The 12,028-nt window shown below is 70.5% G+C and carries 13 protein-coding genes, 2 tRNA genes and 1 pseudogene; 13 read left to right on the forward strand and 3 right to left on the reverse strand.

Going from position 1 to position 12,028, the window contains the following annotated elements; translation table 11 throughout:
- Nucleotides 1-102: 102 nt before the first annotated feature.
- Complete coding sequence (locus MB828_RS27330) at nt 103-687, forward strand: hypothetical protein (protein WP_301650553.1); 585 nt, start codon at nt 103-105, stop codon at nt 685-687.
- A gap of 89 nt (nt 688-776) precedes the next feature.
- Nucleotides 777-1,847 (forward strand): hypothetical protein, encoded by a 1,071-nt coding sequence (locus tag MB828_RS27335; RefSeq protein WP_133021943.1) that lies wholly within the window; start codon nt 777-779, stop codon nt 1,845-1,847.
- A gap of 112 nt (nt 1,848-1,959) precedes the next feature.
- On the opposite strand, the gene MB828_RS27340 is transcribed toward MB828_RS27335, so the two are convergent.
- The gene (locus MB828_RS27340) at nt 1,960-3,078 is read right to left on the reverse strand and encodes a M48 family metallopeptidase (protein ID WP_301650554.1); all 1,119 of its coding nucleotides are present in this window, start codon (nt 3,076-3,078) and stop codon (nt 1,960-1,962) included.
- Between the two features lie 101 nt (nt 3,079-3,179).
- Between MB828_RS27340 and MB828_RS27345 the strand changes: the two genes are divergently transcribed.
- The 7 genes from MB828_RS27345 to MB828_RS27375 all read left to right on the forward strand — a co-directional run bounded on the left by MB828_RS27345 (nt 3,180) and on the right by MB828_RS27375 (nt 7,560).
- Nucleotides 3,180-3,341: a hypothetical protein gene (locus MB828_RS27345; RefSeq protein ID WP_301650555.1), complete on the forward strand. Its 162-nt coding sequence runs from the start codon at nt 3,180-3,182 to the stop codon at nt 3,339-3,341.
- A gap of 136 nt (nt 3,342-3,477) precedes the next feature.
- A complete protein-coding gene (locus MB828_RS27350) occupies nt 3,478-3,642 on the forward strand; it encodes a hypothetical protein (protein WP_165941386.1) in 165 nt (54 codons plus the stop codon).
- A 69-nt stretch (nt 3,643-3,711) separates the two neighbouring features.
- Nucleotides 3,712-4,404 (forward strand): nicotinate-nucleotide adenylyltransferase, encoded by a 693-nt coding sequence (gene nadD, locus MB828_RS27355; RefSeq protein ID WP_301650556.1) that lies wholly within the window; start codon nt 3,712-3,714, stop codon nt 4,402-4,404.
- A 16-nt stretch (nt 4,405-4,420) separates the two neighbouring features.
- Nucleotides 4,421-6,145: an LCP family protein gene (locus MB828_RS27360; protein WP_301650557.1), complete on the forward strand. Its 1,725-nt coding sequence runs from the start codon at nt 4,421-4,423 to the stop codon at nt 6,143-6,145.
- 115 nt (nt 6,146-6,260) lie between these two features.
- Entirely contained in the window at nt 6,261-6,710 is a 450-nt protein-coding gene (gene rsfS, locus MB828_RS27365; protein ID WP_133021947.1) for a ribosome silencing factor, read from the forward strand.
- Nucleotides 6,710-7,378, forward strand: coding sequence for a histidine phosphatase family protein (locus MB828_RS27370; protein ID WP_133021948.1), 669 nt, complete (start codon nt 6,710-6,712; stop codon nt 7,376-7,378). Before rsfS ends, MB828_RS27370 begins: the two co-directional genes overlap by 1 nt.
- A 109-nt stretch (nt 7,379-7,487) precedes the next feature.
- A tRNA-Ala gene (locus MB828_RS27375) sits at nt 7,488-7,560 on the forward strand.
- A 136-nt stretch (nt 7,561-7,696) separates the two neighbouring features.
- Here MB828_RS27375 and MB828_RS27380 read toward each other — a convergent pair.
- Nucleotides 7,697-8,563 (reverse strand): annotated as a pseudogene (locus MB828_RS27380) (helix-turn-helix transcriptional regulator); the annotation flags it as partial.
- Between the two features lie 94 nt (nt 8,564-8,657).
- Here MB828_RS27380 and MB828_RS27385 point away from each other — a divergent pair.
- The 3 genes from MB828_RS27385 to MB828_RS27395 all read left to right on the forward strand — a co-directional run bounded on the left by MB828_RS27385 (nt 8,658) and on the right by MB828_RS27395 (nt 10,603).
- Nucleotides 8,658-10,124, forward strand: a complete 1,467-nt coding sequence (locus tag MB828_RS27385) for an MFS transporter (RefSeq protein WP_301650558.1) — start codon at nt 8,658-8,660, stop codon at nt 10,122-10,124.
- A 68-nt stretch (nt 10,125-10,192) separates the two neighbouring features.
- The gene (locus MB828_RS27390) at nt 10,193-10,366 is read left to right on the forward strand and encodes a hypothetical protein (RefSeq protein ID WP_107483215.1); all 174 of its coding nucleotides are present in this window, start codon (nt 10,193-10,195) and stop codon (nt 10,364-10,366) included.
- Nucleotides 10,367-10,369: 3 nt separating this feature from the next.
- Nucleotides 10,370-10,603, forward strand: coding sequence for a hypothetical protein (locus tag MB828_RS27395; RefSeq protein WP_006136074.1), 234 nt, complete (start codon nt 10,370-10,372; stop codon nt 10,601-10,603).
- Here MB828_RS27395 and MB828_RS27400 read toward each other — a convergent pair.
- On the reverse strand, nt 10,582-11,793 hold the full coding sequence (locus MB828_RS27400) for a glycosyltransferase 87 family protein (protein ID WP_301650559.1): 1,212 nt from the start codon (nt 11,791-11,793) through the stop codon (nt 10,582-10,584). The two genes, MB828_RS27395 and MB828_RS27400, sit on opposite strands and share 22 nt — an antisense overlap.
- A gap of 113 nt (nt 11,794-11,906) precedes the next feature.
- On the opposite strand from MB828_RS27400, the gene MB828_RS27405 reads away from it, so the two are divergent.
- Nucleotides 11,907-11,979: transfer RNA gene (locus MB828_RS27405), tRNA-Ala, on the forward strand.
- Nucleotides 11,980-12,028 lie beyond the last annotated feature (49 nt).

The raw sequence follows: 12,028 nt of genomic DNA on the forward strand, positions 1-12,028 counted from the left end.
GCCCCAGGGGGCGTGAGAGACGGGCGTGAGAGGCGTCTCAACGGGCCTATGAATTTCCATACCGTCTGCCCAAATTGACCCCCCCAGGTCTACTCTGGATCCGTGCCGGAGGACGTGGGGGGCACGCCGTTCCCTGACGGCTGGGAGCCCGACGACGACCATGATCACGGAATGTCGGACGAAGAGTTCGACACCGTGGTCTTCGACGAGGCCTTCGTGAAGGCGGCCGTGATCCACGAGCCGACCGCGGTCGAACGCCTCCTTGCCGCCGCCCAGGCCAGAGCCGAGGCCTCCGAGGCCGAGGCCCGCCGCGCCCTCGGCAGAGGCGACCGCTACGACGAGGGCTACGGCCCCGACGGACCCGACTTCGGCCCCGGCGGCGAACTCGACGACCTGGACGACACCGACGTCCTGGAAGACCGCTACGGCGCCACCGGGACGTACGGCAAACACGTCCGCTGGCACCGCCCCGTCGCCTGGCTGCTCGCCGTCGTCATGGGCATAGGCATGGTCGCGCTCGCCTTCGCCGCGGTCTACCGCAGCGCCTCCTCGGGCGGCAGCCGCGACCAGATGCCCAGGCCCTCCTCCACCGGCCTGGAACAGGGCACCGCGGCGGCACCCTCGGTGTCCGCCGAGTACTCCCAGCCCGCCCAGCAGGCGGTCTCCGCCGTTCCGCGCACCCCCTGAACGGGGTTTGTCCTTCCTGGTGAGAACCTGTCAGAACTTGTCGTGTAGCTGGGCGTTTACCTGAGGCTCCCGAGACCTACTCTGAAAGTATGGGCGGGCCAGGAGACCCACCGGAGGGGACACCCGAGGGCGGCCCCGTGGGTGGCGAGGACGAGTACCGATCCGTCGTGTTCGACGAGTCGTTCGTCCGCGCTGCCCGGCTCCAGGAGTCCTCCGCGCGCGAACGCATGACCGACCACGCGCCCGCGGTACGCCGCCGCCCGCCGCTGCGCCGGGGCCTCACCCGGCAGGCCGTGATCCTCTTCGTACTGATCCTCGTCGCCTTCGGCACCGCGATCTACATGGGCGTCCGCCACCCCTACGGCACGCAGGACGCGCAGCAGCCCGTCGAACCGCTGCGGATGACCGTCATCCCGCTCTCCCCGCAGGGCACGGTGCCCGGCGCCGCCAATGCCGAGACCCTGTTCGCCCACAGCCCCGCCGCGCAGTACGAGACAGGTGCCGAGGGGATACCGCTGCCGCCCGCCCGCAGCACCGCGCACTTCTCCGACAGCCAGGTCGTCACCGCCCTGACCACGGCCAAGGACTACCTCGTCCGCTCCTCTCTCTACCCCGAGGTCCTCGACAGCAGCGAGGTCCGGCCCGCGCGGGCGCTGCTCGACCCCGGCCAGCTCGACCAGTTCGACCAGAGCTTCGACCACCCCGCGGCGGACGGACGGCACGCCCCCACCGGATGGCTGGTCCGCTTCGACCCCACCCGTGCCGAACTCGCCGACCCGAGGATCCGCGTCCAGGGCAACCTGTCGGCGACCGAGACGGACTCGGCCACCCTGGAGGTCACCGCCGACCACACCTTCGTCTACGCGCTCCGGCCCACCGGCGCCCCGGCGGGCTCCCAGGTCTCCCTGTTCACCGTCCGCCGCGAGCTGACCTTCCGCTTCGACCGCGACGACCTGCGCCTGCACCAGGCCCAGCTGGTCGTCTCCTACGTCCAGGCGGGCCCGCTGTCCTGCGCCGAGGACGCCGTCGGCCACCTGCACCCCCTGCTGGCCGGCCAGACGGCCAAGGCGGGCGGCCCGGCGGGTACGAACCCGTTCGCCACGGACAGCGCGACGGCCCTGTGCGGGACGCTGTCCGCCGCGGCGGAGCCCAAGGTCTAGAACCCGGTCCGCCCTGGCCGGGATGCCGGGCCGGGGCCTGAACAGGCGGGCCGGGGCCTGCATGCCGGGCCGGGGCCTGAACAGGCGGGCCGGGGCCTGCATGCCGGGCCCGCTACTCCTCGTCCCGCGGGGGAGTGTCCTGCGGCGGGGAGTCCTGTGCGGGCGTGCCCTTCGGCGGCGGGGCGCTCGCGAAACCCTCGAAGCCCCGCTTGACCCGGCCGCCCAGGCCGCCCGCCCCGCCCGCGATGTCCGTGACCAGCTTCATCAGCGGGTCCTTCGAGGACTTCACATCGCTCGCGTAGCTCGCCGCGGACTCCTTGAACGAGTCGCTGACCGAGGTCTCCTTGTCCTCGGCGCGCCGAGGATAGTGACCGTCCATGATCCGCTGATAGTCGCGGGACTCCGCCCACTTCTTCAGCTCCGCCGCGCGGACCGTGGTGAACGGGTGCGAGCGCGGCAGCACGTTCAGGATCTTCAGCACCGAGTCCCGCAGGTCGCCGCCGGCCTCGTACTCCTCGGCCTGCTGCAGGAACGCGTCCACGTTCATCTCGTGCAGATGATTGCCGCCCGCTATCTTCATCAGCCCCCGCATCGAGGCCCGCAGATCCTGACCCACCAGCAGGCCCGCACGGTCGGCGGACAGCTCCGACTTGCGGAACCACTCCCGCAACGCCGTCACGATCGCCAGGATCGCGAGATTGCCGAGCGGGATCCAGGCCACCTTCAGCGCGAGACTCGTCAGGAACAGCAGGATCGTCCGGTACACCGAATGCCCGGACAGGGCGTGCCCCACCTCGTGACCGACGACCGCCCGCATCTCCTCCTCGTCCAGGAGTTCCACGAGGCCCGTGGTCACCACGATGATCGGTTCGTCCAGGCCGATGCACATCGCGTTCGGCTGCGGGTCCTGCGTGACGTACATCGGCGGGACCTTCTCCAGGCCCAGGATGTAACAGGCGTCCCGCAGCATGTCGTTCAGATGGGCGAACTGCTGGTCGGAGACCCGGACCGAATCGGACAGGAACAGCAGCCGCAGACTCCGCTCCGGAAGCAGCCCGCTGAGCGCCTTGAAGACCGTGTCGAAACCGCTCAGCCTGCGCAGCGCCACCAGCGCCGAACGGTCGGCCGGATGCTCGTACGCGCGCGAGGAGATCCCTGAGAACCGCCGGCGCTGCCTGCTCGGCACCCGCTCGTGCCCCTGCCCGTTCCGCTCGTGGCCGTCGTCGGACATGTCATCCCCCATGTACGTGAGTGAGTCCACCGTGCCCCCGAAGCAGGGCCCAGCCTAGGCCGGAGATACCTTGGACGGGCAGTACAGCCGAAGGAGTCCTCATGGAGCACCACCCCCCGGCCGCCTGGCTCGCCCAGGCCGCGAGCGCCGCCCAGCATCAGGGCTCGGGCGATCTGCTCCGGGTCGTCCTCGTCGTCATGTTCGTCGGCTGCGCACTGACCGCCTGGTTCCTGCTGCGCGGGTACAAACAGAAGGACGACTGAGCCGCCCGCATCGTTCCCCGCGCGCGGGGACGCGTGAGTCGGCCCAACGGAGGAGTCGGCGTGATCGCCGCGACACCACCCGCATACGATGGGCCGACATCTTTATCCCGCCCACACGCGATAGGTCCTGCCGCAGATGATGAATCTCCACAGCGCCGCTGCCCAGTTGGTCACCCTCGCCGCCGAGGGCGAGGGCGGCGGCAACCACGAGAGCCTCAACCCGCTCGTCACCGGGGGCAGCGCGTTCATCATCCTGCTGCTCCTGCTGTGGATCACCACCCGCTTCAACCGCGACCGCTGAGCCGGCCGCCGTACCCGGCACCCGTCCTCCGGACGGAGCCCACGGGCCGGGCCGGTAGGGTCTGCACGCATGGGAGAGCAGGACATGCCTACCGGTCCGGCGAATGACGTGGCCGGCCAGGCCGACGACACGGTGACGGCCCCGCGGTACACGCGCGCGGCCCCCGGGGACACCGGCAAACGCCGCCTCGGCGTCATGGGCGGCACGTTCGACCCGATCCACCACGGGCACCTGGTGGCGGCCAGCGAGGTCGCAGCCCAGTTCCACCTGGACGAGGTGGTCTTCGTGCCCACCGGGCAGCCGTGGCAGAAGACCCACCGAGCGGTGTCACCGGCCGAGGACCGCTATCTGATGACGGTCATCGCGACCGCCGAGAACCCGCAGTTCTCGGTCAGTCGTATCGACATCGACCGAGGCGGCCCCACCTACACCGTCGACACCCTGCGCGACCTGCGGGCCCTCAACCCCGACACCGATCTCTTCTTCATCACCGGCGCGGACGCCCTCGGTCAGATCCTCACCTGGCGGGACTCGGAGGAACTGTTCTCCCTCGCGCACTTCATCGGCTGCACCCGGCCCGGCCACCAATTGACCGACCGCGGTCTTCCCGAGGGCGGTGTCTCGCTGGTGGAGGTTCCCGCGCTCGCCATCTCCTCCACAGACTGCCGTGCGAGAGTCGCCAAGGGCGACCCCATCTGGTACATGGTGCCGGACGGAGTCGTGCGCTACATCGACAAGCGCGAGCTGTACCGCGGCGAGTGAGCCGAGAGGGGCACCGGTGAACGACCGATACGACGCGGGCTACGGAAGCGACCAGTACGAACTCGTCGGCTACGACGAGTACGGACAGCCGGTGTACCGCCAGATCCCAGCACAGCAGCAACAGCAACAGCAGCAACAACAGCAGACGTACGATCCGTACGCCGGACAGGGCTACGGCTACGACCCGTACGCCGACGGCGGCCGTCACAACCCCCCCTACGGCACCGGGCAGCACACCACGCCGTCGTACGACACCGGGCAGCAGGCCCCCGTCCACGACACCGGCCGGCAGCCGCCCACGCCCGCCTACGACCCGTACGACACCGCCGGCCAGACCGGCTACGACCCCTACGGGCAGACGGCCACCAGCGGCAGGCAGCCCCGCGTCGCCGAACAGACCGCGCACATCCCGCAGCAGGCCGGGCCGCCCGAGGAGACCACCGAAGCCCGGCAGGGCGACCGGGACTACCGCACCGAACAGTTCGCGTTCGTCGAGGAGCCGGACGGTGACTCCGAGGACGTCATCGACTGGCTGAACTTCACGGAGAACCGCACCGAGCGCCGCGAGGAGGCCAAGCGCCGCGCCCGCACCCGGATGGTCGCCCTGGTCGTCGTCCTCGCCCTGGTGGCCGTCGGCGGCGTCGGCTACCTCTGGTACGCCGGGAAACTCCCCGGCCTGTCCTCCTCCGGAGCCAAGGGCGGCACGACGACCTCCGCGGCCGCCCAGAAACGTGACGTCGTCGTCGTCCACCTGCACAACACCAGCGGCGGCGGCACCTCGACCGCGCTGCTCGTCGACAACACCACCACCAAGCAGGGCAGCACCGTCCTGCTGCCCAACGCCCTCGCCCTCACCGACGACGACGGCACCACCACGACCCTCGCCAAGTCCGTCGACGACGACGGCTCCTCCGGCACCCGCGACCAGCTCGACACCGTCCTCGGCACCAACATCGAGGGCACCTGGCGCCTCGACACGCCTTATCTGCAGAACCTCGTCGAACTCGTCGGGAACATCGACATCGACACCAACACGGACGTCCCCGACCCGAACTCCAAGAAGAAGGGCGAGGAACCCCTCGTCAACAAGGGCAGGGACCAGACCCTCGGCGGCAAGGCCGCCGTCGCCTACGCCACCTACCGGGCCTCGGGCGAGGCCCAGAACGCCCAGCTGGAGCGGTTCGGGCAGGTCATGCAGGGCGTGCTGCGCAAGATGTCCTCCGACGCGTCGGCCGCCACGACCACCGTGCAGACCCTCGCGCAGATCCTCGACCCCTCACTGACCGACAAGGACCTCGGCACCTTCCTCGCCAGGCTCGCCGACCTCGCCAAGGGCGGCGACTACAAGACCGCCCTGCTGCCCGTCCAGACGGACGGCACCCTCAGCGCCCAGACCAGCTCCAGCGTCGTCAAGGACATCCTCGGCGGCACCGCCAAGAGCCCGTCGGCGGGTTCCGCGATCCGGGTCTCCGTCCAGAACGCCACCGGCGTCAAGGACAACACCGAGAAGGCCCGCGTCGTCCTCGTCAACGGCGGTTACACCTTCCTGGAGGGCGGTACGGCCTCCGGCACCCAGCCGGCCTCCAAGGTGCTGTACTCCGACGCCTCCGACAAGGAGAACGCCACCGAGGTCGCCAAGACCCTCGGCCTCGACGCGAAGGACGTGACCAAGGGCACGGTCGGCTCGGGCGCGGACGTCTCGGTCGTCCTCGGCCAGGACTACAAGCCGTCCTCCTCCTGAGGCAGCCTGAGGCAGCCGCCCGCCGCACCCCACGTGACGCGGTAATCACGTGGGGTGCGACCGGCGGTCCGTGAGACCCTTGTGGTTCAAACGACCGCCGACGGAAAGCCACGCAGTGACCGCCACCGACCGTTCCCTCGAGCTCATCACCGCCGCCGCCCAGGCGGCCGCCGACAAGCTCGCCCACGACGTCATCGCCTACGACGTCAGCGACGTCCTGTCGATCACGGACGCCTTCCTGCTGGCCTCCGCACCCAACGACCGCCAGGTCAAGTCGATCGTCGACGAGATCGAGGAGCGCCTGCAGAAGGAACTCGGCGCCAAGCCGGTGCGCCGTGAGGGAGACCGCGAGTCCCGCTGGATCCTGCTCGACTACGTCGACATCGTCGTCCACGTCCAGCACAGCGAGGAGCGCGTCTTCTACGCCCTGGAGCGGCTCTGGAAGGACTGCCCCGAGATCGAGCTGCCCGCCGACGCCAAGGCCACCCGCGGCAAGGCCGCGGAGCACGCCAGGCTGCAGGCCGCCGACGACAGCGGTGAAGCCGGGACCGGCGGGGAGTGGTGATGAGCGCCACCGGCGAGGTCACCGACCGCAAGGGCCGCGGCCGCCGCATCATCCTGTGGCGGCACGGCCAGACCGCCTGGAACGTGGAGCGCCGCTTCCAGGGCTCCACCGACGTCGAGCTCACCGAGACCGGCATCGGCCAGGCCCGGCGGGCGGCCCGCCTGCTCGCCTCCCTGGGTCCCGACGCGATCGTCTCCTCCGACCTGAAGCGGGCCTCCGACACGGCCGCCCGGCTCGCCGAGCTCACCGGCCTCGAGGTGGTCCGTGACGAGGCGCTGCGCGAGACCTACGCGGGTGTGTGGCAGGGCCTCACCCACGAGGAGATCATCGCCCGCCACGGTGACGAGTACGCCGCCTGGAAGCGCGGCGAACCGGTGCGCCGCGGCGGCGGCGAACTGGAGACCGAGGTCGCCGACCGGGCCGCCCCCGTCGTGCTCGGGCACGCCGAGAAGCTGCCCGAGGACGGCACCCTCGTGGTCGTCAGCCACGGCGGCACCATCCGCACGACCATCGGACGCCTCCTCGGCCTGGACGCCCAGCACTGGGAGAGCCTCGGCGGTCTCACCAACTGCTGCTGGTCCGTGCTCGGCGAAGGCGCCCGTGGCTGGCGGCTCCTGGAGCACAACGCGGGGACCCTCCCCGAGCCCGTCCTCGGCGACGACGACTGAGACGACCGGGGACGCCGGGTCGCCGGACCCCGGATTTCACTTTCCGGCAGGTCGCAGGCTAAAGTTCTTCTTGTTCAGCCCGCCGAGCGGAAAGACGGGAAGAATGCGAGGGGCTATAGCTCAGTTGGTAGAGCGCCTGCATGGCATGCAGGAGGTCAGGAGTTCAATTCTCCTTAGCTCCACAGATCGACACTCCACACACTGTCGAGTCGTCAAAGATCGGTGATGGGAATCCCGCCTTCTTAAGAGGGCGGGATTTTCTTTGTTCCACTCCCGGATGATCTCGGCGGCCGTCTCATCCGTCGCCGGCCACAGCCGCTGCCTGCGCTCGCGCAGCAACGCGACCTTCTCCCGCGCCCGTTCGTCCTCCGGTGTGTAGACCACGATCCGGGACTCCGGCATCCCGTCGATCGACAACGACTGCGACGTCATCCGCACCTCGCCCACCGCCCCGTGACGGAACGTCTTCACCCGCGGCCCCGGCTGCGTCACCGCCCCGCTCGCCCACAACCGGGCGAAGCGCGCACTGGTCCGGGACAGCGCGCGTATGAAGTCCTCCCAGGCCGGCTCGCCCACATGTCTGCCGTAGCTGGAGCGCAGGGTCGCCACCATCATCGGCAGCTCACGCTCCAGGTGCACCACAGGACTCTCCTCCTCCGGCACCGTGAACAGCGTCCACAACACGTTCGGCACACCGATCCGAACCGTCTCCGGAACCAGGAACAGATCCCGGTAGGCGGCGTTGGTGGCCAGCACGTCGTAACGCGACGTGTACACGACCGCCATCAGCGGATCCAGGGCGTCGATGATGCCCTGCACCTCCGCGGCGACCGACCGGGACAGCCCCTCCGGCGCCGGCGCGTACGCCACCTCCGCCAGCCGGTACAGATGCTCCCGCTCCGGCGCGTCCAGACGCAGCGTGCGCGCCACCGCGTCCAGCACCTGCGGCGACGCGTTGATCGGCCGGCCCTGCTCCAGCCACGTGTACCAGGTCACACCCACGCCCGAGAGCTGGGCGACCTCCTCCCGGCGCAGCCCGGGAGTGCGCCGCCGCAGCCCCGGTGGCATACCGACGTCCGCCGGTGTCACCCGCGCCCGCCTGGTGCGCAGGAACGCGGCCAGCTCCGGCCTGCGGCGGTGTCCTGCCGTGCCCATCGTCACGTCCCCCGTTGTCACGTACTCCATCGTGGCCGCGGCACCCGCCGCGTGCCAGGTGCTGCCAGTACCAGCATCGACGGGCTCTCGGCACCCGTACCGGCCCGTCGCCACGCTCGGACCCATGACGACGACATCCCGGACCGGACCGGGTCCCGCGCCCGCTCCGAGCCCTGCGAAAAGTGAAGCACCCGGCACCGACAACCGGTCCCGGCTGCTCCTCCCGGTCGTCCTCGCGGCCCTGTTCATGGCCGTGCTGGACGTCTTCATCGTGAACGTCGCGGCCCCCACCATGGGTTCCGAACTGCACGCCTCCGGCGCCGACTTGCAGCTGGTCGTGGCCGGTTACACCATCAGCTACGCGGTGCTGCTGATCACCGGCGCCCGGCTCGGCGACCGGTTCGGCCACGGACGGGTCCACCTCGCCGGCCTCGCCCTGTTCACGACGGCCTCGCTGGCCTGCGGCCTGGCCCAAGGGGCCACCGCGCTGATCGCGTTCCGGCTGGTGCAGGGCGCCGGTTCGGCCGTGATGATCCCGCAGGTCCTCAGCATCATCCAGCGCGCGTTCACCGGCGAGGCCCGGATCCGGGCACTCGGCGCCTACTCGGCGGTCCTCGCGGTCGGCGCCGCCGCCGGCCAGATCATCGGCGGCGTCCTGGTCGGCGCCGACCTGTTCGGCACCGGGTGGCGGCCGGTGTTCCTCGTCAACGTGCCCGTCGGCGCCGTACTCCTCGTCCTCGGCCGGCGTGTCCTGCCGTCCGGCACCGGAGGGCCGCAGCGGGCGCGGGGCCTCGACCTGCCCGGCCTGGTCCTGCTGGGGTCCGCCGTGTCCCTGCTGACCGTGCCGCTGGTGCTCGGCCAGGAGGAGGGCTGGCCGCTGTGGTCCTGGCTGTCCCTGGGAGCCGCGGCGCTCCTGTTCGCCCTGTTCTGCGGCTACGAGTCGAGACTGGCCCGGCGCGGCGGCGCCCCGCTGATCGCTCCCAGGGTGCTCCGGCACGCCGGCATGAGCCTGGCCGTGGTGCGCATCCTCGCCGTCATGGCCGTCAACGCGGGATTCCTGTTCACCCTCACCCTGCACGTCCAGGACGGCCTCGGCTACAGCGCGCTGCGCGCCGGACTCACCTTCGCGCCTACCGCCGTCGTGTTCGGCACGGTCGCCCTCACCTGGCGCAGGTGGCCCGCCTCCTGGCAGCGGGCACTGACGCCGGCCGGGTTCGTGCTGACCGCGCTGGGCACGGCCGGCGTCGGAATGGCCTTCCACGGGGGCGGCGACGGGGGCGTGTGGATTTTTCTGGCGTACGCCGGAGTGGGAGTGGGGCTCGCGCTCGCCTTCAGTCCCACCCTCACGGGCGCGCTCGCAACCGTGCGTCCCGAGGACGCGGCGGACGCCAGCGGTCTCCTCGCCACCGTCACCCAGCTCGGTCAGCTCACCGGGGTCGCGGCGTTCGGCACACTGTTCTTGAACCGGCTTGAGTCACTTGGGGCCCCAGGGGCGTATACCTCTGCGGAGGCGCTGTCAGCCTGCGCATGGACGCTCGCCGCGACGGCGGCCGCGGGTGCCGTGTCCGGACTGGTACTGAGGCGTCGCTGACCGTATTGGTCCGGCCGTGGCAGAATCAAACGGCCGGAAGGGGGCGCGGCCCGACGGGAGGAGTAGCGATGCCTGCGAGCATCCTTGAGGAGGGCGGCCACCTCCTCGGTGCGGCGTTGATACGGGACACGATCACCCGGCTGCTCTGCCCTTCCTGCGGTTCCGTGCATGTGGCCCAAGTACTCGGCGACAACGGCGGGATCTCCTACGTGTGCACGGCCTGCGGCCACAGCTGGAGCTGATCGATGGGTGCACACAGGCGGAAGTGCGACTGGTGCGGGAGCGGCACACCGATCGTCCGCGACATGGAGCCGATCAACCCCGACTACCAGTACTGGTGCGAGGAATGCGCGCGGGCGCTGATCATAAAAGGCGACCCGATCGAGACCTACCGTGAGCTGGAGGGCGAGCCGATCTACGGCCGTCTCCTGGAGGAGCACTGCACGCTCAAGAGGTTCTACTCGTTCGTCACGGCCTGACCGGGACCCGGCCGCGGCAACGATGTCCGGGCGAGCGCCAGGAACAGCGCACCGGTGACCGGGTAGAGCGCCGACAGCGCCAAGTCCAGCGTGTTCTGGTGCAGTTCGGGCCGTCCGTGCCCGTGCGGCACCCACCACAGGGCGTACGAGCAGAAGACCAGCAGCGTCCCCGCGGCCACCGCCCGGTGCCCGCGCGACCACAGCAGCAGCACCACGGGGACGCACCACACCCAGTGGTGGGACCAGGACACGGGGCTGATCAGCAGCGCGGTGACCGCGCACACGGCCACCGCCCAGGCCCGCCCGCCGCGCAACTCCACGACGACCGCCACCGCGAGCCCCAGAACGGCCGTCAGAGCCGCCGCGGCCGTCCACAGGGCTCCCGGCTCGGCGGTGTGCAGCAAACGCGCCAGAACGCCACGCAGAGCCTGATTCGCGGTCTCCTCGGCCTGACCCACCCGCCCGGTCCGGAACACCATCGCCGTCCAGAACCGCCACGAGTCGTACGGCAGGACGGCCGCCGCCAGCAGGGTCGCCCCCGCGAAGGCACCGGCCGCCCCGCGCGCGTGCCGCAGCCACGGCCCCCCGTCCCGACCCCCGACACGCGCCACCAGGCCCGTGACGAGCAGGAAGACCGCGAACAGGGCCGGCGTCAGCTTGACCGCGGCGGCGAGCCCGACACCCACCCCCGCCCAGCGGTCCGGGCGTTCGGCGGGCCGCCGTGACAGATCCCACAGGACCAGTACCGCCAGCAGCAGATTGACCTGCCCGTAACGCACGGTCGTCCACACCGGCTCACACCACACCGCCACCGCCGTGACCCACAGAACGCACCCCACGCGCACGTGCCCGACGAGCCGCAGCGACAGCCCGACGAACGCCAGCAGGAGCGCGAGATTCCCGGCCGTCGCCAGCGTGCGCATGCTCGGCACGTCCAGCAGCGTCAGCGGCGTGAACAGCAGAGCCGCGAACGGCGGGTAGGTGGACGGCAGATGGGCCGCGGTGACGCGCAGCGCGTAGAGGTCGCCGCCCGCACGGACGGTCGCTCCCTCCGCCCGGTAGACCATCAGGTCGATCATCGACACGTGCGCGGCCCGCTGCGCCAGCCAGAACACCGTGAACGACAACAGGCACGCCCCCAGTGGCGCCGAGACCCGGCGCCGGGTCTCGGAGAACGCGATCACGGTCACGAAGTCCGACACTATCGCCCGTATCCGTACAGACCGGAAACGATTTGGTGATGCACCCCGTCGACCGTGTAATGTTGGCGTCGCCGCCAGGGAAACCGGGCGGAACAAAACACGGGGCTATAGCTCAGTTGGTAGAGCGCCTGCATGGCATGCAGGAGGTCAGGAGTTCAATTCTCCTTAGCTCCACAGAAATCGAAGGCGGATCATCCGGACGGATGGTCCGCCTTCGGCGTTG

Origin of the sequence: Streptomyces arenae (genome assembly GCF_022343545.1) — a bacterium.
Lineage (GTDB): Bacteria > Actinomycetota > Actinomycetes > Streptomycetales > Streptomycetaceae > Streptomyces > Streptomyces humi.

Coding starts and splice junctions, on each gene's coding strand:
- MB828_RS27335 (WP_133021943.1), top strand. CDS start 777: ATGGGCGGGCCAGGAGACCCACCGGAGGGGACACCCGAGGGCGGCCCC.
- MB828_RS27340 (WP_301650554.1), bottom strand. CDS start 3,078: ATGTCCGACGACGGCCACGAGCGGAACGGGCAGGGGCACGAGCGGGTG.
- MB828_RS27345 (WP_301650555.1), top strand. CDS start 3,180: ATGGAGCACCACCCCCCGGCCGCCTGGCTCGCCCAGGCCGCGAGCGCC.
- MB828_RS27350 (WP_165941386.1), top strand. CDS start 3,478: ATGATGAATCTCCACAGCGCCGCTGCCCAGTTGGTCACCCTCGCCGCC.
- nadD (WP_301650556.1), top strand. CDS start 3,712: ATGGGAGAGCAGGACATGCCTACCGGTCCGGCGAATGACGTGGCCGGC.
- MB828_RS27370 (WP_133021948.1), top strand. CDS start 6,710: ATGAGCGCCACCGGCGAGGTCACCGACCGCAAGGGCCGCGGCCGCCGC.
- MB828_RS27385 (WP_301650558.1), top strand. CDS start 8,658: ATGACGACGACATCCCGGACCGGACCGGGTCCCGCGCCCGCTCCGAGC.
- MB828_RS27390 (WP_107483215.1), top strand. CDS start 10,193: ATGCCTGCGAGCATCCTTGAGGAGGGCGGCCACCTCCTCGGTGCGGCG.
- MB828_RS27395 (WP_006136074.1), top strand. CDS start 10,370: ATGGGTGCACACAGGCGGAAGTGCGACTGGTGCGGGAGCGGCACACCG.